Raw genomic sequence first — 25,448 nt, forward strand, 5'->3', positions numbered from 1 at the left:
GAATGAATTAAAGAAATAAAGCAATTGAATGAAAGGAGCCTGCATGAAGGCAACACTAACAAAATTAGGAAAGAAACTCTTTTCCTTACTTGTTGCAACAGCAATTATACTTGGAACATTCGGCTTATCTCCAACCTATGCAGACGAAACGAATAATCGAGGTTTTGAAGAAATACTAGAAGTTACAAAAGAAGATGTACCAGACTTCTATAAGTTTATCAATGAAGGCAAAGATAAAATCGATGCTGATTGGATAAGCTCAGATGTTGCAAAAATGATTTACCACTTTACACAATTTGATGGCACAGACGAATATCGTGTCTATGGAACATACAATGGTGTAAATGAAGGATATTACAAAATTGATAAAGAATTTAAAACAGTTGAAGAAACCCGCATTAAAGTAGCGGATGATAAAAAATCTACCGAGGATCAAAGAATACTAGAAGAGGTGTCTCCAACACCGGAAGCTCCTACTACAGAAGTTGATCCTATAGAAGAAACACCAAATACTGAAGTACCACCTACTTCAGAAGAGGCAGGAAAGCCAACTAACTTTGCAGCAGGAGACTTCTCAGAAGTTACACCAGCTGAAAACATTCCTGCATACTATTCAGAATATGCAAAAGTTGGTCCAGAAAACATACAAATTTATACATATATTAATAGATTAGGGCGTACAGAATACCGTGCCTATGGTATGGTAAGTGGAGCAAACAAAGGCTTCTATCCAATGAACCAATACGCTGAGTTACAGTCGGAAAATGTAATTGATTTGATTTCTGAATATAAAACTACAGCACCATTTGATTTTAAAGGTAAATCATACATTGGAACGATTCCTACATCATCCACATTTGTGAAAGACACCGTGCTAACAGGAATTCTAGGATATGATGTCTATTCATATACATCAAACGCAGAGAAAGTAGTTTATCGTGCATTTGGTGAGGTAGTGAATGTTGATGACAGTATTGGATCCGCAGGTTGGTACGACATTGACCAGCATGGTCAACTAGTGGTTCCAATCAATACCGGAAATCATTTGTTAGCGAAAATTAAAGATATTAATGTGGAATTCATTAATCTTTCAAAGGACGGCTTCATTGAAGGGACTGCGATAACTGTACCGTCGTTCTACCAAGGCCCGAATCCTAAAGATGACATAGATACAATTACGAAGCGATCAGGTTTCTATAGTTACACAGATAGAAATGGTACGGGAAGATACCGGGTTTATGGAACGCTAAATGGAACAGATTATGATTTCTACGAGACAGATGAATTTGGAAACGTTTCAAGCAACCCAATTAAAATAGATTTGGTTGATGAAGAAAAGAACTTGAAACCAATCGGAGAGATTGCAGGTGGGAATCTATGGGATGCCCCGAACGAAGCAATCATAACAGAGGCAACAATTCTTAAGACAATTGATGGTAGTGGTCCCTGGGATGCAGACGATGTACCTGGTAATGACTCTAATGATGCAAACGGAATAGTTAGAAGTTTCGATAATGTTACTTATGATATTGAAGTGAAGATGAATATTCGTGAAGGATCGAGTTACATGTCATTTGACCAAGGTTATGTTCATATAAGATATACACTTCCGGTTGATTTTGATACTGCAAGTTTTGATCTTGATGCGATGTCAGAAATCAAAGACGTTAAATTAGATAAGAGTACTCCTGGAAAACAAGTGTTGACGGGTAAAATACTCATTCAGAAAAGTTCAGATGGGCAACCACCAATTAATGGTTCTAAAACAATTCCGGTTTACTTAAAAGTAAAAGGGGCAACAGATAAAACGAAAATCACACCCCAATTTGAGTATTGGTTAGATGGAAACAATGAAACTGAGAATGGTCCTGATGTCAAAAAGACTGTATCAAAAGAATTGACTGTATCAGCTGCTCCAAAATATAACGTAAAAATCAAAACAGCAACTTACGCAAACCAAAAAGGGTTCTTTGATTTTACAAGTGGTGAGATATCACAAAGTCAAAATGGAAACAGCAAGCACGGTCGTGCGTTCGGCTACGCATTGACTATAGAACTCTACAATGACAATCGTGCAAAAGGCCTCAAAGGTGTAGAGGTACCAAGTGGGGACTTCTCATTTGATGTCGATATGCTATATACGCAAAAAGCAGTATCAGCAACAGCAGAATCTCCAACACCGGCAAATCTTCAACCATTACTATGGGATTACAAAATGAATGTTGCTACGGGGAGTTATTATGGACAATTGAAACGGAACATGTTCTTAGGAAGTGTTAACGCATTGACTGCAATAAACGCAGCTCCGTATGCAGGAAAATCGACGGCTACGGATACAAGTCAGATATACAATACCCCAGGAAATGTTTCAATGGTTCAAAATGGAAATACAATCAATGTTACATTCAAAGACTATAAATTTGATGATGATATGATGAGATTTCCTGACAGAAACTATATTGCGAATGCACCAGATGCTGACATGGGTGCAAATGTTGGTAGTTTTAGTGCTGGTTATTTTATGGTACTTAATCAAATGCCTGAGAGTGTAGTTGAGAGTACAGACTATTACATTGATATGAACATCAAAAACCTAAATGCAACCTCAAGCAGTGGGAAATCAGTGAAAACTCAAATGAAGACAACGGATGATCGAGTGAAACTTCGAGTAGAGATGTTCCCTGAAGGAGGAGTATCTAAGTTAAACTTCTTCTCGCCAAAAGATCACGCAGGTTGGTCATCAGTCCCAACATACTTCTCCAATTATGCCATGGGTGACTCCTGGACATATCCAGACCAAGATATCCAACTGTGGAGTCATATTTACTATGATAGAGGAGATGAGGATCAAGTATTAACATCATTTAATTTACTACAGAAATTTGATGATAAAGGATTTGTCCCAACCAACGAAACAGATGGAAGGGTATCAAGACTACATAGGATGACAACCTCGGCCACAAACATAGACTTGAATAAGGTTAAAGTCTTGTATGGTGCAAAGCCAAATATTAATAATCAAGGATGGGATAATTTCGATGAAATGGAATATGCCAAGGAAGAAGATTTAATTTATTTTTCTTCAATTGATGAGCTTCACAATGCTGGCTATACAGCCGTTGCGCTTCTATATGAGTATCGCGACAATGTAAATCCAATTGTTCCGACAACACGTTGGGGCTTCAGTTACTTTATGAATATTCCAGCAGATACTCCAACAGGTGTAGTTTATACTACAAGTAACTCTTTTAGAGCTTGGGACAAAACGCGACCTATAGAAATGTCGAAGACAATGTTAGGAAATGATCCAAGTAATCCAACTAATTTTGGAATTGAACCAACATTATGGAAAATTAATGGAGAAAGAAATCCAGGCGGAACACTGTCTCAGGCTCACTATTCCCCACAACTATATTCTGAAAATGGTGCCCTTGCTGGTGGTCATGCAGGTGGATATCAATCAGGACAATCATTACTAATTGTGGGTAAAGAAACTACGGTAACAAAGAAAATCGAACAAAATCAAGGAACAGAAGCATCAGGATATATTTTTGACCTTGATACTGGAAAACGTACGGTCGACTATGCAATTGATAGTTCGTATAAATATGCAGATAACAAGGCTTCAGAGGGTAATGTTGAGTATGGTGATGTCACAATTACTGATAAGCTTCCACCCAATATAACATACATACCTGGATCAACTTCTATTGGTGGAGACTATACACCACATGAATCAATAGGTGGATCTGGGACAGTGTCGGGAGGCTATGCATTTGAACCCGTAGTAACAACAGAGCCATATGTACACTACGATGGCAATGGAAATGTCGTGTCAGGACATCCTGATCAAGGAAAAATAAGACAAGTACTTACATGGAAATTTTCAAATGTTAAAGTCGATTCTGACTTAGAAACAATTCATTTTAAAGCAACAATTGGAGATGTTAATGATCCATCAAAAGATGTTATAAATAACTACAGTTTTAATAACACTGTAGAAGTTAGAGCAACAGGTGATGGTCGAGCATTGAATGATCACAATAATAATAGATACAGTGTATCTGCATCTGTTAAGAAAACTGGTGCAACGCAATTTGTTAAGAGTGTTGAAAAAGATGTTGTCGAAATTGGTGAGGATGTTGGCTTTAATATCACATACGCAAACTCGTCAACCAATGTACTTGGTAGTGTAAAATTATTGGATATTCTACCATATAATGGTGACGGAAGACGTACAAACTTCGAAGGAAGTTATTATGTTGATAAAATCACAATTGAGTATTCAAAAGTGCCAACTGCTCCAATGAATCCAATGGAAATTAGGTATACGAATTCCATGGATATTAGAAATCAAAATATTAATGCATCAAATGTTAATACGACAGGATGGTTAACTGCCTCAAGATCGGGAAGTGGTAAGACTTATACCTATAGTATTTCTGGAACTCAAATGAAGGGATTCATCGTTGAGGGAAATCTAGATGCGATGGCTGGAATGAAAATTACCTATCATCTAAAAATAACCGGGAATGCACCAGCGAATATATACGGAAATGATTCGTCTGTTGTAAGTGGAACATCGACGCAACCATTAATGGCGACTCCAGTACGATCACAAGTGGCAAGAAGATCAATTTCTGGATTGGCTTGGATTGACAGTAATCGAAACGGAAGACAAGATGCTTCAGAGAAAAAACTATCTGGAGTAAAAGTTGAACTTCGTGATGATAAAGGTCAACTCGTAACCACAGACGTAACTGGATCACCTATTCCAGTAACATATACAAATAGTGCAGGTAGATACTCATTCACCAACCTAAAAGAGGGAACATACAATGTATATTTTGTCGATGGTGGAACAAGTATTAATGATTACACTGTCACTGAGTTAAGAGCGCCAGGAGTATCGACGAGTTTAAATAATGATGCAGTCGGTAACTATACCGGGGATCAATTAACGAGTGCTGTTGTCTCAGACATAGTTTTACCAGCACTTGCAGATATGCGTGAAGCAGATTTCAATGCAAACTATCTTGATATGGGAGTTCATTCAGAATTCTATGTAGAGAAGACAAGTACTCCAGATGGAGGGACGGAATCAAGTCCTGCAGAACTAAAAGAAGGTGATGTCGTTACTTATACTGTTTCGGTACATTCACCAAAATCAGCACAAAATAGTGTCGTAGTAACGGATAAACTTCCTGTAGGTATGAACTTTGTACCTGGAAGTATCTCGTATAAATTACCCGGAAGTGCAACATCCAAAACACTTCCAGATTCCCGCTATAATGTAGCAGCGCGTACCATTACCTGGAACGATATCGTTGGTACAGGGGTAAATATCCCAGTGGGAACAACAACATTTACATTTAAAGCGGTGGTTGGGAAATTACCTGTTGGCTCTAATGAGTTAGCAGTAAAGAACCAAGCATTTGCGAAGATTACAGGTGAAGACTATGATTACCCTTCAAATGAGGTGTATCACAAAGTAGTCTCACGCAGTGCAAGCATTGCAAAACAATCAGCACTCGTAGTCAATGGATTACCGGGATCTGTCAATAACGGAACTGAAGGAAATCCAATCCAAGCAGGTCTTGGACAAGAAATCGAATATACATTAATTGTTAAGAATACAGGTGCTGCAGGAACAAAGAGTGGCGCCATCAATGTTGAAGATGTTGTTCCAGCAGGAACAACCTTCACAGGAACACAAAATGTAAGTTTCTATGATAGTAATAATGTTGGAACAAGTCTGCCAGGAACAACGGCAACACAGAGTTTCAACAGCGGTTCGACCACAAACCTTAAATGGACACTCAATAACATGAGTCCAAATGAGGAAGCTCATATTAAATTTAGAGTTAAAACAGATATGACAGCAATAACTGGAACGGGTGAGACCACAAGTTACATCAAATTAATTGATAACATCGCATCCATGACAGACGTACAAAAAGAATCGCTAACATATAAAGAAACAGCATGGGATGCCAATGGCAAACCAACGTTAGTGAAAAATGAAACGGTTTATAAAGAAACAGAAGTAAACCTAGAATCAAATGAAACACATCACTACATTGCCGAACCAGCGATAACTATCGTGAAATCGAGCAATCCAACAACAGGTCAAACTGTTAATGGCGGTGACACAATTACTTATACATTGGTCGTTACAAACATTGGTAAGGACAATGCAAAGAAAGTTGTTGTTGAAGATTTAATTCCAGCGGGAACAAAGTATGTTGCAGACTCAATGACATCTTCAATTGAAGGTCAAACAGTCAAAGCGTACGATGCAACTGTTGGAAGTGAAAAGGTAGTCTATACACTATCAGATCTTGCGGGTGATGGTACGAAAGCAACCTTAACATTTAAAGTTACCGTAGACAGTTTCGGTGAAGTTGGAACCAACATCATTGAAAACCAAGCGAAGGCAACGTTGAATGATACTAAGGAAGAAACCTCTAATAAAGTAGAACATCACCAAGATTTAAGTTATACAATTGCGAAATCAAGCAATCCGGCTGATGGTGCTACAGTTAAAGGTGGTCAAGTTATTGAGTACTTCATTACCGTTATTAATACAGGTAGTGAAACAATCAATGGGTTTGAAATCGAAGATGTAATCCCTGCAAACACGAAAATTGTGGCAGGAAGTATGACTTCGAATATGACCGATACTACAATGACCGAAGGCGCAACAAACTTGAAGTGGGTCGTTAATGGCATCAAATCTGGTGAACTTAATAAGGCGGTTGTCTCATTCAAAGTTACGGTCGATGCACTCACAACGATTACGCCAAAAGATGCACCTCGTTTAATTACGAATACCGCACAGTACAAGTTGTCTGATGATGTCTCGACAAAAGACACCAACACAATTACACATAAGCAAGACGCAAATTTCACGATTGAAAAAAGCGCCGATCCAGCATCGGGATCATTCGTGAATGGTGGCGAGCCGCTAAAATACAGTGTGAAAATAACGAATACAGGAAGTGATGACCTACAAAATCTGAGCATCCAAGACACTGTTCCTACGAATACTGTTTACAGTGCAGGAACAATTGGATTTACAGCGAAGACGGGTGTAACATTCACAACTGACGATACAGATCCAAATCTTATGAAGTGGTCGGTTAGTGGATTAAAATCTGGGGAGTCGGCATATGTTGAATTCACAGTTATTCCAGATGCATATATTGGTGATGATGTTCGTGAAATAACGAATACTGCAAAAGCAAAATTACCAACAGATGCAGCATGGAAAGATTCCAACGAAACAGTTCATAAACAAAAGTATGGATTTACAGTTAATAAATCAAGCAATGTCACAGCGGATTATGTTGATGGTGGTAAAATTATTGAATATACCATTACAGTTACAAATACCGCTACAGAATCAATTAATGGTTTTGTATTGACGGATGCAATTCCTGCTAATACAACGTATATCACGAATAGTGTTACTGCAGGAGGAACCTATAACACAGATTCAAAAGTCATAACTTGGAATGATACCATCCCAGGTAAGGTCAATAACAATCCTGAAACTGAAGATGTTGTGAGAACTTACAGCTTCAAAGTACGCGTGAATCCATTGCAATCAGAGAGCGAACGTGACATTGTCAATAGCGCATTCTACAAGACAACGGGTGATCCGGAACTTAAAGAAACAAATGAAATTGTACACAAACAAAAAGCATCCTATACAATCGTAAAATCTGCAACACCAGATACAAACGAGACAAACCCAACCTTGGTTGATGGTAGTGATGCAACAAAAAATACAATTACATATACGATTACAATTACAAATACAGGACAAGAAACACTGAACGGATTGATTGTGAAGGATCTTGTTCCGACAAATACAGAGTATGTTGAAGATTCAATTCAGCCATAAGATAATCCAAATATCAATGAGATGTTGGTCAACGACAGCCCACAATGGATTGTAAATGGTCTTGCTGCTGGAGAAAGTATTGATGTATCGTTCCAAGTGAAGATTAAAGCACTTGAAGTTGAAGATGATCGTTTAATCGAGAACACTGCAACTGCAAAACTTCCGGATGATACAAAAGAGAAAGAATCAAACACAGTAACACATGAACAAAAACTATCCTATGAAGTCCATAAGACAAGTGATGTCACAAACAATACTGTGGTAGATGGTGATGATATTATTACCTATACAATTACAGTAACAAACACAGGACATGAGACGTTGAATGGCGTGATTGTAAACGATCCAATTCCAAACCATGTTGAAGTTCTTGAAGCGACAGTAAGTAATACATTGAGTGAGCAAACAGTTTATGATACGCACGTTCAATGGGTAGTCAACGGCGTAACTGTTGATGAACCTGTAACGCTAATACTCAAAGTTAAGGTTAAACCAATGAAAGATGTTGGTACGGAGACCATCGTTAATACGGCGACATACCGTTTGGCGAGTGATGATCCAACCGATGAAAAAGAAACAGAAACAATTACACATACACAAGATGCAGAGTACTCAATCGTAAAATCCAGTAAAGTGGGCGATGTCGAGGGAAATGGTGTCGTTAACGGTGGTGATGTGATTGAATACCGTCTCACATTAACCAACGACGGACAGGAAACACTCAAGGATCTTTCTGTAACAGATGATATACCGGAATTTACAACATTCAAAGAGATTCTTGCAATCGAAGGAAGTGGTACGGTTACATCAAGTAAAACAGGAGATACGATTACGTGGAATGTTAGTGACTTGGCTGCGGGTGAATCCGTCACGTTAAGATTTACAGTTACTGTAAACAACTTAAATGTGAATGGAACAACATCCATTAAGAACATGGCACATGCACAACTTCCTGAACAAGATGTTCCTAAAGATTCAAACGAAACGGAACATGAGCAAAGCATGAACTACACCGTGGTCAAAGAAAGCAATCCCGATCCACAAGTGGATGGTGAAATGGTCAGCGGTAACGATATTATTACATACTCCATTGTTGTCACAAACAATGGGTCTGAAAGCATAAGAAATTTAGAAGTTCTCGATAACATTCCTGAAAATACGACATTTGAGGGTAACATAACATCAACCGGTGACATTTCAGTTGCAGGTTCACATGATACTGTTAATGATCGTGTAAAATGGACTATTGAAGAGCTTGAAGGTGGTAAGAGTGTTACATTGAAATTTGATGTTCGCGTCAATGTGTTAACCTACACAGGAAACCGTGACATTATCAATACAGCACAATACAAACTACCAAGTGATATTGAACACAAAGATACCAATACAATTACGCATAAACAAGCATCAGAATACTCAATGGTTAAATCCGCTGAAGTAATCAGTGGATCTGTTGATGATACAGCAAATATTGTTGATGGTAATGCTGTGATCGAGTATACATTGACACTAACAAATGATGGTCATGAAACACTCGAAAACCTTAATGTCTATGATGACATTCCAGAATTCACAACGTTTGCAAATGAAGCAGGATTCCCAACAAATGGTGGAACCTTTGATTCAACCGCAGGTGATACGGGTAATGGACGTGTGTCATGGATAGTCAATGGTCTCGAAGCTGGTGAGACAATTACATTGAAATTCCGCGTAATTGTAGATGAACTCAATGTTCCAGGCGTCACTGAATTTACAAACAGTGCTGTCTATCACTTACCAACAGATGCACCAAGAGATACAAATGAAATAACACATACACAAGATTTAGCGTATGAGGCACACAAGACAAGTGATGTCGCTGAAGGTTATGTTGATGGTAACCAACCAATCACATATACAATCACTGTTGAGAATAAAGGACATGAAACGCTACGAGATATTGTCGTGACGGATAAAGTACCAAACAATACAACATTGAAAGAAAACAGCATTACTTCAAGTCACAGTGCAACAATTACACAAGACACAACATCTGGAACGGAAATTAAATGGGTTATTGAAGCAATTCCTGCGGGTGAAACCGCAACGGTAACATTTACTGTAAACGTAAACCCAATGCGTGATGTCACAGGTGATGATGATCGTGTGATTGAAAATACGGCGTTTGTGAAACTTCCTGAAGAGGTGGATGAGACGCCAACTGAAACAATCGAACACAAACAACAAGCAGCTTACAAGGTCACTAAATCAGCAAGTCCAGTCGATGGATCTTCTGTAAATGGTGGCAGCGTGATTCGTTACCAAATGGTTGTTGAAAACCAAGGTGAAGAAACATTACGTGATCTTGTTGTAACTGATGCAATTCCAACCCATACAAAGTATAAGGTAGGAACGATTGATTACTTGAAACAAGCAGGTTCACCTGTAACTGTAGCTGTTGATGATACAACATCAACACTAAAATGGACAATTGATGGTTTGAAGAAGGGTGAGAAATTAACGCTTAGCTTCGATGTTATCGTTGATCCGCTCAACAACCCTGAATCAGTAACCATTGAGAATACTGCTTATAGCAAATTGCCTGATCAAGATGAAGAACCAACTAATACGGTTGAACATCATCAAAACTATGGCTTTGAAATCAAGAAATACGCAGACCCTGCATCTCCAAATGCAGTTGGTGACATTGAAACAGTGGATGGTAAACAAGAAATTACCTATACCGTCGAAGTCAACAATACAAATACAGAATCAATACGCGACATTGTCGTTGAGGATGTTATCCCTGCCTTTACAAAATACAAGAATGGCTCAATTGCCATTACAGTTACAGATGGTGTCTCATCAAGTATTGATGGTACAACCTCAAGTGTGAGTGGCAACAATCTTCGATGGACAATCGCAGAAATTAAACCTGGACACAAGGCGTTGGCCACATTTACAGTCATTGTAGATGTCATGCCAAGACTTGATGTTGATGGACGCAGTATTGAAAATACAGCGAGTGTTAAAGTTGGAACACAAGACCCACAAGAAACAAATACAGTGGTCCATAAACAACAATTAGATTATGCTGTTGAGAAAAGCAGTAATGTAACTGAAGGGGCACTTGTCGACAACAGCGATATCCTTGAATATACCATTACAATTGCAAACAATAGTACAAAAGAAACATTGCGTAACTTCCATGTTCGTGATGTGGTTCCTTCGGGGACACGTTATGTTGATGGGTCAATTGCTATGGATCTTAATGGAACAAAAACTGTCAACAGTGCTAAAACAGAAATGGATTGGATTATTGAAGAAGTTCCAGCCGGAACGTCTACAACAGTTTCGTTCAAAGTTGAAGTACTTGCGCTTGAAGCACAGGGAGAGAATGAGATTACGAATACGGCCTACCATAACATGGAAGACCTTCCCGAAGTCCCAACAAACCCTGTAACACATAAACAACAAGCGGAATACAGTATTGTAAAATCAAGTGATCCTACATCACAAGCCGTAACTGGTGGCGATGAAATCACATACTACCTAACTGTTAAGAACGAAGGTAATGAAACACTTCAAGACCTTGTTGTAACAGATATGATTCCAGAATTTACACGCTATAAATCCGGATCAATGACATTTACATCAGGATTTGATGTAACAATTGATGATTCAAGTGAAACATTGAAATGGACAATAAATGATTTAGCGAAAAACGAGGTTGTAGTGTTAGAATTTGTTGTTATTGTTGATGATCTCGACACTATCAGCGAACGTACAATCTCAAACGTTGGTCAAATTAACTTACCAAAGGAAACACCAACGGATACAAATGAAGTAGAACACACTCAAGATCTCAGCTATGTATTGCATAAATCAAGTAACCCACTACCATCAATGGTAGACAATGGTGATACGATTACCTATACAATTGAAGTTGAGAATACGGGAAATGAGACATTGAAAAATGTACTTATTAAGGATGAAGTTCCAGTAGGAACAACGTTCGTAAGCGGATCAATGACAGGATCACATACTGTTGTGGAAATGAATGAGGGCACCGAGCTAAGTTGGGTTATCAGTGATATTCCAGCAGGCGATCGTGGTACTGTTACGTTCCAAGTAACAGTAGACCCAATGGAAACGCAAGGTGATAAAGAGATTATCAATATTGCCTATGCAAAAATACCAACAGCACCTGACTTTGAGCCAAGTAATGAAATTAAGCATACGCAACAAACATCGTATACATCGGTAAAATCAAGTGACCCAGTCTCAACGCCTACAAACATTGCAAATGTTACAGGTGGACAAAAGATCAAGTACATCATTACCGTTGAAAACACAGGAAACGAAACTCTTCAAGATCTGAAGATAATCGATACAATTCCTGAGTTTACGACTTATGAAGTTGGCTCAATTGGATTCACACCAGGATACGATGTAACATTTGATGACAGTAGTACTACGAAAGCGTGGACTATTAACAATCTTGCTTCAGGAGAAACGGTTGAAGTATGGTTTACTGTAACTGTGAACGACTTAGAATTAGAAGGTGAGCGTAGCATTAAGAATGCTGCAATTACGAAACTTCCTGGTGAACCTGAAGTTCCAGGAAATGAAATTGAACACAAGCAAGAACTTGGTTATGAAATTAAAAAATCAAGCAATCCTGCAACAACACCGGAAACTATCACAATGGTGAATGGTGGCGATACAATTACCTATACAATTGAAGTAAAAAATACGAAGTTTGAAACCCTAAAGGATGTATTAGTCAATGACTTCATTCCTGAAGGTACAACATATGTTTCAGGAAGCATGACATCGACGCATTCGGCCACAACAACAGAAAGTGCCGTGGCACTTGAGTGGGTGATTGCAGAAATTAAAGCGAATGAAACAGCATACGTTACCTTTGAAGTCAAAGTTGACCCAATGCGTAAGGTAGGCGATAAAGCAATTAAGAATACGGCTGAAGTAAAACTTCCAAAAGAAGATGAACCTACGCCGACAAATGAAGTCGAACACAAACAACAGGCTTCATATACAATCAATAAGAGCAGTAATCCAGTGACACACTCACTCGTTACTGCAGGTGATATTATTACCTATTCAATTACGATTGAAAATACAGGAAACGATACACTCCAAGATCTCGAAGTCACGGATAGTGTTCCTGAAAATACAACCTACGTTGATGGCTCGATATCATTCACACCTGGCTTTAATGTCATTGCGGATGATTCAACAACGCCATTCACATGGACAATCAATGATTTAGATAAAGGTGAAATTGTTGTCGTAAGCTTCCAAGTAAGCGTCAATGAATTGGGAAGCAATACAGAATCAAGCATAAAAAATACTGCTTATGCTGGGCTCCCAGATGAACCGAAAGTACCTTCACCAGAAGTTGAACACAGTCAAAAGGTTGGTTATGACATTACAAAGTCAAGCCTCCCAGTGGACGGAACACGTGTCAATGGTGGCGATACAGTTACATATAGTATTGCAATCGAGAATACTGAATTTGAAACCTTGAATAACTTTATTGTTCAGGATAACATTCCCGAACATACAACGTTTGTTCCAGGAAGCATGACATCAACACACTCAGCTGTGACTACAGAAGGCGAAACACTAGAGTGGGTCGTCAGTGGTATTAAAACCGGTGAAACGGCAATTGTGACATTTGATGTCATCGTCGATACATTAACCTATACAGGCGAACGTGTTCTCGAAAACACCGCCGCTGGCAAATTGGAAACAGAAATCGACTTTGTTGAAACGAATACAGTGACACATTCTCAAAAAGCAGCCTATACAACTGTTAAAACGAGTGATCCTGTTAGTGGATCAATCGTCAGCGCTAACGATATTATTACTTATACAATTTCAATTACAAATACTGAGCACGAAAGCTTGCGTGACTTCATCGTCAAAGATGCTGTCCCAGCTGGAACTGAACTTGTTGCAAATTCGATGACTTCAAGTGATATCGCGAATACAACAATGACTGAGAATAACAATGAATTACGATGGACATTCAGTGAGATTACATCTGGTGATACGGTTTCCGTAACATTCAGAGTAAAAGTGATTGAAAAACCAGGTGATGTGACAATTAGCAACGTTGCCTATACACACTTACCAGATGAGCCAGAAATTCCAACAAACGAAGTTGAACACTTTATGAATACGGGTTATGTTATCAGTAAAGAAAGTAATCCAATGAGTGGTTCAACCGTTAAAGAAGGTGATGAAATCACCTACACAATCCGTGTTAAGAACACAGGAACAAGTCGTTTACAAAACATGATGGTCCAAGATGCGATTCCTGAATTTACAACATATGTTCAAGGAAGTGCAACATCGAGTGATGTAAATGCGAAGGTTGATGAAAGTGGAAATACACTCAACTGGACTATCTCGGAAATTGCTCCAGGAGAGACAGCGACGGTTAGCTTTAAAGTAATCGTCAATAAACTTGAAAACCGTAATGCAGCAACAATTAGAAATACGGCGTTTGCGAAACTTGAAACGGAAGAAGCATTCCGATCAACAAATGAAGTAACTCATAATGTAGCAAGCCCAACATCTCCAGTATTGCCTTCCACAGGTATCGGTAACGATTACAGTGGCTTAATGATTACTGGTCTTGGTATTCTCGTCATCGCACTCACAAAAGTGCTCGAGAAGCGAAAGAAAAAAGAATCAAATTTTGCTCACTAAAAGCGTCATCTCGAAACGCTTGAATCCATCGCGAAGACTCGAATCTTCGACGAAATAATTGTCTTGTATCGCTCACATAAATTTGAAGACTGAAACTATCGTAGACAGTGTCCAAAAATAGAAAAGTGGTATGTTACAATTACAATGAAGCAATGGTTAAATACCTCGTGAAACTCACTCGAGGTATTTGCCATTAGGAAGGAAGCAAAGCATGAAAAAGAAAATAATCCTAACATTAACACTATTTGTGTTTTGCTCTTTCCTAATGGTTGCACCGATCGCGGCACAAGAAGTCGAAACGGAACACTTGAATATTACGCTTAAAGAAGCACAAGCAATAACAGAGGCATCACTCATCAAGACAATTAAGTCAAAAAATAATGACTATAAACATGATGTATCTATTCAGACTTCAGTGGCAGCCCTTAATGGACTCAAACAAAGTATCCACGAACCCATTGCTATTGAATACACTCAAAATGAAATATCACAAACACTACCGATCTATGTATATGATAGTCTTGATAAGCTAAAAAATATTGGATTGAACGCTGTTTCTTTTGATGCAACGATCAGTGATTTTCAAGATAAAAAGACAATTCTAAACCGTGGTCATGTCGTTATTTATGATATTGCCACCCGACAAAATATTACCAACCATACAGAGGTAACTCTGAAACGCGATACGTACACAAGCGGGCTTAACCGTTCTGTTATTTTTGAAGTGCCTCAAACTACGATCTCTGCTAATATCAGTGTTGATATTTATGACACAATGGTTGGTGATTTGGGAATCATGTCAAAGGCATTTAAAACGCAACAAAAAGATATCAAGTCAGTGGATGATTTGATTACACATGCCAGTGTTTCCGTTTATAGAAATGGAGAGAATATTACAGATAGATTGACCTACTCAGCAAAAATCCCTCTTGAAACAGGACTCAATCAAACCATACCAATGACAATAAATGAACAGAATGAAGTGTTTAATTTGTACGCAGATGTTTTTGATGTCGCCGATTCGCAAAAGGGGATTTCTGCACATGATTTTAATGCAATCATTGGTGAAGTAAAAACCGCTGATGATATTCTCCGTTTATCAGATGCGAAATCATTTCAATTGAGTGAGAACAGTCAGGCCTGTAAAGTAACGGTTGATAATAGCGCATCACTCAATCCTGGTATAAATACAATTCGGTTGAGATCGTGTGATCTTACACTGGATATTCAGGCAGGGCTCTTTAATACGATTGATCCACAACAGAATAGGGGGATTACTTATGAAAGTGCATATTTAAGCGATTCTGACCTTAAGAACAAAACATTAGTATCGGGTTCCTTCGCAGTCAAAACGTATGCATTAAATACTGGTATTGAAACTTCAAATACATATGATTTCATACTTCCACAAGGGGTCGGAATTAATCAAGAGACGCAACTAGTTATTAATGGGAAATTGCAGAATATCTTTATGATGACACATATTTACACAGCACTTGACCGTGAAAATAGTATCGGAGTAATCGGAAACGATATTGTAGCAAAAGTTGAGGATGTTACAAGCAAAGCTGGTATAGTTGATCGTATGAATCTGAGTGCGTACATCTTACCAAGCAATGAAACCATATTGACACGAAAAATCCGCATCGATACGGACAAATTGGATGTTGGATTAAACCAAAAAATAAATATAACTATTGCAGGATACGATACAATGTTGGCAATAAATGCAGATGTTTACAATGATATTAATGCCAATCAGGGATTGTTAGCGCATGGGTTCAATGCAAGTGTAGATGAAGTAGACAATGTCGCTAAGATACAGGCAAAAGCACGAGCAGATGTGTATGATTTGGCGACAAAAAAACCCATGAAATTGAATCTCTCGGTAACAGAGCTCAAGACTAAGGGAAACAATCAGCAAGTTACAATATCAAACGGACTACTTCATACAACCGTCACAGCGAATCTCTTTGATGTATACGATGAAGCAAATCAAGAAGGCATGAATGCGCAGCCGATTTCGCTTATTCTTGGCCATGTTAACAGCTACACGTTAAAATATTTAAGTGAGGTTGAAGCGTGGGATACACAAACGATGACACAAATTGCGTCACGAAAGATAACAATGGTATCAAATATACCTCAAGCAGTTGGATCGATGCAAACACGTTTTGCAACAGAACGAGGAACACAAATTAATGTCCCAACAACAATTTACGACAATCGAATTTCAATTGCGGCCAACAATATTGCGATTACATTTGATGAGGCTTATTCACTTGATGCTGAGAACGTTCTAAAACTTATGAACGCAACCGCTGTTGACAACTATTCGGGCGCTGATGCGACATCCGTAACGCTGGTTGGGTGGGAGCTAATCAATCAAAGCAAGATACCCAAGGCTCAACCCATACGATTAAGTATCGAAGCCCGATACGAACGCTATACATCACAAATTAATGTTTACGTTTACGTATTTGATGCACTTAATGAGGAGCGAACCATTGCACTGAATTCGAATGATGGTGTAACGACACTTGATGTTTCATCGCTAAGTGATGAAGAAATTCTTGAACTTGTGCGAGCCGAAGCATGGGACTTGAGTGATATCAACAATCAAACTATTACAACAGTCGAAGATATTGATGTCATCAAAACAGATGCAACCCTCGGTATGATTCGATTGCAAGCACGGGGTGCAATACGTAATAATGTTATCGTATATGATACAAACCATAGTAATCCTGAATTGAAATCGAGTGATGTCTATTTTACATTGGATGAGTTTAGATCCGCTGTTGAAGACGGAAGTTTAAATTCAAAGTTTGTGTCAAAAGCGACATTGCGTTTGGTTGGTGAACAAATGATTCATGATATCATTATTGACCCATGGGTACGCGGGTATGTTGAAAAATAGCGATTGAAATCTACATGACTTCAATCGCTATTTTCTTTTAAACAATACTTCATTTGCTTGTCGTACTTTTCGTGAAAAGCCAGTATGTGCAATCATCAAGAGAACGAGTGGAAACAAGAAAACAAGGAGGATGGAGAGCTGAACATACCTGTTGGAAATGTTCTTAAACTCTTGAGGACGAAAATCGAGGGTATCCCATGTAATAGGGGTATCTTCTTTTTCAATGGCACGAATCGTGATGGACAGTTGTGAATCGGTTGCCAGTGTAATCGCATAGCTTGATGTAGACTCGCGATTGATTGTCATTTGACTGATGGGAATGCGTGCTCCAGTCTCTACATTCCATGCCTTTGCTTTCGACTTACGGATGATTGCATCAATTCCCATTGAACTGACTTCGCCGATACCTACTTGAAAATCATGGGCATCAATGGCTTCGTTTGCAATGATAATAGTATTATCCGAAGTGATAACTGTTTTTACCAAAGTTGAGACGAGTTCACCATCGCTGTTGGTTGTAGAGACTTTTACATAATAGGTTCCGGGTTCTTGAATATCCGTGATATTGCCTTCCCAAACTTCGATATCAGCATGAATGGGTAAGAAAGAAGCGAGGAGAAGTAAAATAACCATCAAACGTTTCATATTGAAATTCCTTGAGGGAATGAAATAATTGTAGAGACTTTCGCTTCGTGAACATCAAGACTGTAAGTTCCATCTAACATGCGTGTCAAATCTTTAATCAGGAACAAGCCATTTCCACTGCTATAGCGGTTATCGTTATTTCCAATGACATTAAAAATCTGTTCAGATTGCTGCATTCGCAATATATTTTCCGGACTGCTCTCATTTCTGTAACACATGGTAACATAGCCGTCTTCTTCGTAGAGTGTTATGGAAACCGTTGAATCGGTAATTGCATATTGGAGAAGATTAGAGATTAAGTTATGGATGAGTAGTTGAAATGTCACAACACTTGCGTTAATTAGAACTTCTGAATCATAGTCCAATTCCATATTAATTCGCTTTAGGCGAAACTCCTTTGAGAAATATTGCAGTATTGAATCTGTAACTGCCGAGAGATTAAAGACCTCACGATTTTCCACAATAGCATCATAATCAGTGGCGAGTAACTTTAGCACATCGTTAATGCGATTCATAAGGGACTGATCGTGGAGTATGTTTTTTGTAAGTACATGGATTGCTTCAGGATTATCAGAAATATCATCCAATGCGATTTCGTTTTTCATAATCGCATAATGAATGGGAGTTTTCAAATCATGAATGAAGGTTCGCGCGACAGTCATACTATTTTGAAGACGTTGCTCGCTAACCTTAAGTTCAACTTCTAATTCAGTATATTTTTGTGATACTGCATCGAAGTTGTCAGTTAATTGAGATCCAATTTGATGGAGATCCTCAAGAATTACGTCACCTTCCGAGGGTAGCGCATCGAATTGATAATGTTTCAAACGGTTTACGGATTCGCGAATTCGTTGAAGCGATGGAACAAACGTATTGAACATAATAAAGATTCCAACCATCAATAAAGCAACGGCACCAACCAACAAGTATAACTGATTGAGAAGGAACGGTTTAAAGTATGCATCATCTGGAATTTGGTGAACCTTCAAAAGAATCTGATAGTCAATACCAGATGAAGTAAGTGTTCCTGATGATGACATCAGAACAGATTTTGGGTTGGTTGAGCGATTAAAGTCGGCAATGGTTGTAAAGGGTACAGAAGTAAATACCGGTGTATCACCATTGAGAATCACTAAATCAATATTGTTATTTGCTACAAGGTCCTTGTAAGCAGCAATATCATTTGGATCGGCGAGTACAATAGAAGATATCTCATTTTCGATATTTTCAACACTGCTAAGTTCATGATTACGGTAGTCTGAGGGGAAACTGGATATTCGAATGATGAAGACTGCCGCAATCATGAGATATGAAACATAAATCCCAAAGCGAAGAAAGGTAAGTCTATTCTTGTTCATTCCACTTGTATCCAATACCGCGGACTGTAAAGATTGAGAAGATATCTAACTTCGCTCTTAAATTACGGATATGGACATCTACCTTCCGTTCATCTTCCAAAGAATCATTTCCCCATACATTTTGAATGATTTCATCGCGTGACATCACAATATTTTTGTTCTCTAAGAAAAACTGTACAATTGCAAATTCAATTGGCGTAAGGTCTTGAGGTGTATCATCTTTCAGTACAGTACGTGCGCGTACATTCATTTCTAAATTTTCGACAGAAGATGTAAGGATTATGTCGCGTTGCGAATCGTTTTGTGACTCAAGAAGTTGTGCAATATAGATAAGAATTAATTTGATACTCTTATTTTTCTCAAGATACATGTCGACATTTAAAGTAACTGATTCAAGTTCCGAATCGTCACTTGGTTTTGCCGTAAGAATCACCGTTTTGATACGAGGGTTCATTTTTTTTGCGGTTGCTGCCAAGCGAATGCCGTTTAAGACGTCCAAGTGTAAATCAGAGATAAGGAGGTCGTATTTATTTTGCGCCAAATACTCGAGCCCTTGAGCCGCGCTGTGAGCTGCATCAACTGAATAGCCTTCTAAGAGCAGTCTTTCCTTTAAAAAATTTGCATAGTCGCGATCGTCTTCAATCATCATAATTTTGAACATTCTGATACCTCCGTTAATTATCTTAATAATACTCTAATTTTGAGCACATAAGTCCGAGAAGTACTGTATTGATTGATTTATGTCATAAAACGCGAAAAGCACACATAACGTTTGCATAAGTATGAAGATTTATGCATAAAACACGATAAGATTTAAAGGTGAGTGTATGCATAAAACCGCATAAACAGATAACATTTGTGTTAACGTTGCGTATGTTTTATTGAATTAATAAGTGTAAAAATAGAGAATAAATCGTTGGAATCAATGTTCAAAACAAAAATTAATGGATTGATAACAAGACAACATGTTTGTAGTGTTATGTCGGTAGAATAAATAAGAGGAGATATGCGCAAATGGCAAACCATCAAAAGCTCATTGAACAACTTGATTCTTACCATGCTCAAAATGAACATAAAAAGATATTAAGTGTTATTGCTGATATTCCATATGAATCGCGAGACTATGCGATTCATTTACGGCGTGCGCGGGCATTCCATCAACTTAAAGACTATGATAAAGCGTTGGAAATTTTGAAGTCACAGCGAAGTTGTGGTGAAACAGATCCAGAGTGGCATTATAGTATTGGGAGACTTCACTTTAAATTAAGACAATATAAGGAATCGTTTGTCTACTTCATTCAAGCAATTGAAATGGGGCTTGTTAATCCAACAACCCTGTTTTACATCGACGAAGCTCGCACAAAAATGGAAGAACAATACATTGCACAAACAATCAATGCCATGCCTAAAGTTGCACGAAGCTTGGAAGTACAATACAAACTCATTCAAATAAACATTAACTTTGAAAATTACCACCGTGCTGCCGATCAACTTGAACTTATCGCAGCAGAAGATCGCGATGAGGAATGGTACCTTCTCAGTGGGGTGGTTTCTTTTCAGCTTGAAAATTATGAAATTGCAACGGAACACTTCGAAACAATCGTCATGGACAACCCCGATTATTATGATGAGATACAAGCATTTATACGTATCAGTAAGGAAATGATGCGTGGACATCATGGGGCGGATATAAAGCTACACTAAAAACGCACAAACTCAAATAACTGAGGATGTGCGTTTGTTTTTATTCTGTAGGATCACATGTGTAGCCAAGAACTTTTAGGTTGTCTATTGTTTCTTTGCGTGACAGTGTTTCTTCTCCTTCGAGAAGGACACCACTTGATACAAGATCTTCAAGAGATGCTTGTTTTAAATCAAGGGATTGCGTGGAGATGACCGTAAGCTCCCCATCACGTTTAATGGATTGTGAGAAGCCTGGGATATCGAGTGTGGCACCGCCTTTAAGGTGTTCTTCATAACTATCAGCAGCTTCTTTGGTTGCCATCTTGATAGAAAGGGTGTTGACTTGCTTGGTGATTGCATCACCATCCGCATTGATAGAGATTGACATATCAACATCCATGTCGTCGGTTGTATCTGTGTAGCCACATACCGTTGCTTTTGAACCGCAACCCGTGGCGAAGAGTAATAATGCAAGAATTGGTAGTAATTTTTTCATAGTTCCTCCAAGGTATTAAACAAATTGTAACAAGATTTAAAGAGTTACGCAATTTTCCTTTGCAAAGGAATCCATGAAATCAATTAAAGCCGTGACACCTTCCATAGGCATCGCGTTATAAAGGCTAACCCGCATTCCTTTTGCACTACGATGTCCAGCAAGGTTGATGAGTCCTTTATCCCATGCTTGATCAATGAATGCTTGGTCCAAGTGGTCATCATCTGTAGTAAACACAACATTCATTGTGGAACGATCTTCGACGACGACATAATTGTGGTAGAACGTCGATGCATCGATGTAATCATATAGGGTAGATGATTTCAATTCATTGCGCTTCGCAATACCTTCAACGCCACCAGCCTGTTTAATCCAATCCAACACCAGTGAGGTAACATAAATCCCAAAAGTTGGAGATGTGTTGTACACAGAGTTAGCTTGGATGTGTTGTTTATAATCTAAAATGTGTGGAAGTCCTTCAACATCATGTAGCATGTCGTTTCGAATAATGGCGACTGTAACACCAGCGACGCCTGCATTTTTCTGCGCTCCAGCATAAATCATTGCGAAGTCTTCAACATTGTATTCAAAACCTAGAATGTTTGAGCAGGCATCACCGATTAAGGGAACACCGCCGGTATCAGGGAGTTCTTTGAACATTGTACCTTCTGATGTGGAGTTTGTCGTAATATGCAAATAGGCACAGTCGCTAGGAACCTCAAATCCTTTGGGCGTAAAACGATAATTGTCATCTTTGCTCGATGCGACGACGAGTGTGTCGTTTAATATCTTCGCTTCTTCAATAGCTTTTGCAGACCAAAAACCTGTATCCACATACGCAACACGTTTCCCTTTCGCAAAGTTCATGGGAATCATAGCAAACTGCAAACTGGAACCGCCTTGTAGAAAGACAATAGAGTAGTTATCAGGAATGTGCATGAGTTCCTTGAGAGTCGCTTTGGCATGATCAATGATCGCAAAGAATTCGGGAGCACGATGGTTCATTTCAAGCATCGAGTATCCCAAACCTTGATAATTTAGTAATTCTTCTTGCAACTGTAGTAATATACTCTCGGGTAGCGTTGCCGGACCGGCCGAGAAGTTATAAACGTCTCTCATAAGATGTCCTCCAAATATAATTGTACTTATTATATGATTTTCTCCACCAAAAAAGTATGATAACTCTTCGAAAACACAAAAATTAAGCAATATTTCACATTGAATATAGAAAAGAGCAGGAAGACCTACTCTAATGTTTGTAATAATTCGTAACGTTCCTGATTGTCTAGTGCCTCTGTAACTCCGAATTCTCTTAAAGGATCGACCTGATTGAATACAAACAATGTTTTGCGGTCGGGTACCCAATCCAATGGTGGATAGGTTACCAGAAAACCATCATTAAGCGGAATTGCAGTCGGATAGGCATCGGTTGCTGCCAAGTATCCGTCAAGAAAGAAATTGAAATCAACAACCCAGGGGTCATAGGCGTTATCAAGCAAAGAATGAATGATTTCAGTTTTAAAATTCAAAGCATCTTCATACGTGATTGCCATATTTTTCTTTTGAGTAATATGTGAGGCATCAAAAGCATCAACAGGAACACTCAATCGGTCTTTGAGCTTTGAAAAACCCTTAAGTATGTAAATATAGTGGTTGGTGTGTTCGCAAGTCATTTGGTGATTGTTTACAACACGATTCAAACGTTCTTGTAACATGTTATTCTCCTTTAAATTTCAATGAGATCCCCAATTTCAGGAACAAGCCCATTTTCACCATCGAGGCGATTTACAAATTCATAAGGGTTTTGTTCAATAACTGGGAATGTATTGTAGTGAATGGGAACATAGAGTTCGCTAGGCACGCGTTGCGCTGCCTTTAATGCATCATCAATTCCCATCGTGTAGTTATCGCCGATAGGTAAGAATGCAACATCAACAGAGCCGATGAGACTCATATCGGAGTAGAGCGCTGTGTCGCCGGCATGATAAATTGTTGCATAACCATCGTCGACGACGATACCTGCAGGTTCGCCCATATAGAACCCATCGTAAGATGAGCTGTGTTGTGCATGAACAAATTTTACACTGCCAAAGTCAAACTCAAAACGACCACCGATATTCATACCATGTGCTTTCGCGCCACGTTTCTCCATAAACTCAGCAAGTTCTGCAACGGCAATGACCGTAGCACCAGTTCGTTTCGCAATTTCTAAGGTGTCTCCAACATGGTCTGCATGACCGTGCGTAAGTATGATATAATCAACATCCAATGATTCCGGATCAAGATCAGAAAGTTCATTTCCAATGATAAAGGGATCAATGATAATACGGCATCCATTCATTGCCTCAAGGTAGATACAGGAATGGCCGTGCCAAGAAAATTTCATAAAACGTCCTCCTTTTTATATATTATAACATGTTAGAATGCATTGCGTTTCTTACTTGAGTATTTATGATTTCAGGAGTATAATGAAATAAATTAGGTATGCCTAATGCGGAGGGTTTCAATGACACCGAATAGAGAAGACTACATTAAAATCATATTTTCAACAAATGAGCGTGGCGTAAAACTGTCAAACAAAGAATTGGCTGAGCGACTGGGTGTTTCTGCGGCTTCTACCAGTGAAATGATTCGTAAGTTAATGGATTCTAAGCATGTCGTCAAAGACAAAGAACTGGGTCTTGCACTAACCGAAAAAGGGACCAAGGAAGCACAAGCGTTGGTTCGTAAACATCGTTTATGGGAAGTGTTTCTTGTTGAGCATCTGAATTATTCATGGACAGAAGTTCATGATGATGCAGAGATACTTGAGCACGGGACATCCGACCTACTTGCAGATAGGCTTTCTACCTTCTTGGGCAATCCTAAGTATTGCCCTCATGGAAGTATTATTTACGGAAATGCTGTGAAGGATGATACCAAAACATCAGCGCTCGCAAATTTGGCAGTAGGAGAATCAGGAACAATCATGAGTGTACGTGATAGTGTTGAACTGCTCCGCTATCTTGAAACAATCAAGTTATCGCTTGGAGATTCTTTTGAATTAATCCGCGTTGATCCCTACGAAGGACCTTTTCATGTCAGAATTGGTTCAGACGAAGTTGTCATTAGTTACAAGGCGGCACATGACATAGAGGTTGTGAAACAATAGGAGTGTATATGGACTTAAGTATATTACAATGGATTCAAACGTGGGCGCATCCACTATTGGATGGATTCTTTAGTGTCTTTACGACACTTGGAAACCATGGTGAGTTATGGCTGATTATCATTGCAGTTTTATTGTATCGCAAGAAAACTCGGTTGGTTGGTGTTCTGGCGCTCATTGCACTGTTGCTTGAATTGTTGATTGTAAGTGGTATATTGAAACCAATCATTATGAGACCGCGACCGTTTACGGTATATCCGATCGACTTGATTGTTGGTATCCCTTCTGGTTCTTCATTTCCTTCAGGACATGCAGCAAGCTCATTTGCTGTTGCCGGAGTTCTCTTCTTTGCTAAGATGCGTCATCGCTGGATATACATCGCAATGGCGACCATAATGGCGTTTTCGAGACTGTATGTATTTGTTCACTATCCAAGTGATGTTTTGGTAGGCTCTTTGATAGGAGTTGCAATAGCTTGGTGTGTTTGGCACTATCGAAAATCAATCGAAAGGGTGCTATTACGTTTTACAAAAACAGGTGTAAATTCACAAATTTGACGGATTATCAAAATA

General features: G+C 38.8%; 13 protein-coding genes. 6 read left to right on the forward strand and 7 right to left on the reverse strand.

The genetic code is table 11. From position 1 onward, the window contains the following. Positions 1–43 precede the first annotated feature (43 nt). From G7062_RS02055 to G7062_RS02065, 3 genes are all read left to right on the forward strand, one after another. Positions 44–7,909: an SdrD B-like domain-containing protein gene (locus tag G7062_RS02055; protein WP_166064259.1), complete on the forward strand. Its 7,866-nt coding sequence runs from the start codon at positions 44–46 to the stop codon at positions 7,907–7,909. Between the two features lie 21 nt (positions 7,910–7,930). Continuing rightward, a complete protein-coding gene (locus G7062_RS02060; RefSeq protein ID WP_166064260.1) occupies positions 7,931–14,629 on the forward strand; it encodes a DUF11 domain-containing protein in 6,699 nt (2,232 codons plus the stop codon). A gap of 211 nt (positions 14,630–14,840) precedes the next feature. Continuing rightward, complete coding sequence (locus tag G7062_RS02065; RefSeq protein ID WP_166064261.1) at positions 14,841–17,549, forward strand: hypothetical protein; 2,709 nt, start codon at positions 14,841–14,843, stop codon at positions 17,547–17,549. Between the two features lie 27 nt (positions 17,550–17,576). Here G7062_RS02065 and G7062_RS02070 read toward each other — a convergent pair whose 3' ends face one another. From G7062_RS02070 to G7062_RS02080, 3 genes are read right to left on the reverse strand one after another with little or no spacing between them, the layout of a single operon-like run. Then, positions 17,577–18,194 carry a hypothetical protein gene (locus tag G7062_RS02070; RefSeq protein ID WP_166064262.1) on the reverse strand — a complete coding sequence of 206 codons (618 nt, stop codon included), beginning with the start codon at positions 18,192–18,194 and terminating at the stop codon, positions 17,577–17,579. After that, positions 18,191–19,552, reverse strand: coding sequence for a sensor histidine kinase KdpD (locus G7062_RS02075; protein ID WP_166064263.1), 1,362 nt, complete (start codon positions 19,550–19,552; stop codon positions 18,191–18,193). The genes G7062_RS02070 and G7062_RS02075 overlap by 4 nt, the downstream gene beginning before the upstream one ends. Next, positions 19,539–20,213, reverse strand: coding sequence for a response regulator transcription factor (locus G7062_RS02080; RefSeq protein ID WP_166064264.1), 675 nt, complete (start codon positions 20,211–20,213; stop codon positions 19,539–19,541). The genes G7062_RS02075 and G7062_RS02080 overlap by 14 nt, the downstream gene beginning before the upstream one ends. A 353-nt stretch (positions 20,214–20,566) precedes the next feature. Here G7062_RS02080 and G7062_RS02085 point away from each other — a divergent pair, with 353 nt between their 5' ends. Further along, positions 20,567–21,256, forward strand: a complete 690-nt coding sequence (locus G7062_RS02085) for a tetratricopeptide repeat protein (RefSeq protein WP_166064265.1) — start codon at positions 20,567–20,569, stop codon at positions 21,254–21,256. A gap of 40 nt (positions 21,257–21,296) precedes the next feature. On the opposite strand, the gene G7062_RS02090 is transcribed toward G7062_RS02085, so the two are convergent. The 4 genes from G7062_RS02090 to G7062_RS02105 all read right to left on the reverse strand — a co-directional run bounded on the left by G7062_RS02090 (position 21,297) and on the right by G7062_RS02105 (position 24,114). Then, the gene (locus tag G7062_RS02090; RefSeq protein ID WP_166064266.1) at positions 21,297–21,731 is read right to left on the reverse strand and encodes a DUF1307 domain-containing protein; all 435 of its coding nucleotides are present in this window, start codon (positions 21,729–21,731) and stop codon (positions 21,297–21,299) included. A gap of 36 nt (positions 21,732–21,767) precedes the next feature. Further along, a complete protein-coding gene (gene serC, locus G7062_RS02095) occupies positions 21,768–22,847 on the reverse strand; it encodes a 3-phosphoserine/phosphohydroxythreonine transaminase (RefSeq protein WP_166064267.1) in 1,080 nt (359 codons plus the stop codon). Between the two features lie 125 nt (positions 22,848–22,972). Next, on the reverse strand, positions 22,973–23,443 hold the full coding sequence (locus tag G7062_RS02100) for a hypothetical protein (protein ID WP_166064268.1): 471 nt from the start codon (positions 23,441–23,443) through the stop codon (positions 22,973–22,975). A gap of 11 nt (positions 23,444–23,454) precedes the next feature. Beyond that, complete coding sequence (locus tag G7062_RS02105; RefSeq protein ID WP_166064269.1) at positions 23,455–24,114, reverse strand: metal-dependent hydrolase; 660 nt, start codon at positions 24,112–24,114, stop codon at positions 23,455–23,457. 120 nt (positions 24,115–24,234) lie between these two features. Between G7062_RS02105 and G7062_RS02110 the strand changes: the two genes are divergently transcribed. Together G7062_RS02110 and G7062_RS02115 are read left to right on the forward strand one after the other, a co-directional pair. Next, positions 24,235–24,879, forward strand: a complete 645-nt coding sequence (locus tag G7062_RS02110) for a metal-dependent transcriptional regulator (protein ID WP_166064270.1) — start codon at positions 24,235–24,237, stop codon at positions 24,877–24,879. 8 nt (positions 24,880–24,887) lie between these two features. Further along, positions 24,888–25,433: a phosphatase PAP2 family protein gene (locus G7062_RS02115; RefSeq protein ID WP_166064271.1), complete on the forward strand. Its 546-nt coding sequence runs from the start codon at positions 24,888–24,890 to the stop codon at positions 25,431–25,433. Positions 25,434–25,448: the final 15 nt, after the last annotated feature.

Source organism: Erysipelothrix sp. HDW6C, assembly GCF_011299615.1.
Lineage (GTDB): Bacteria > Bacillota_I > Bacilli_A > Erysipelotrichales > Erysipelotrichaceae > Erysipelothrix.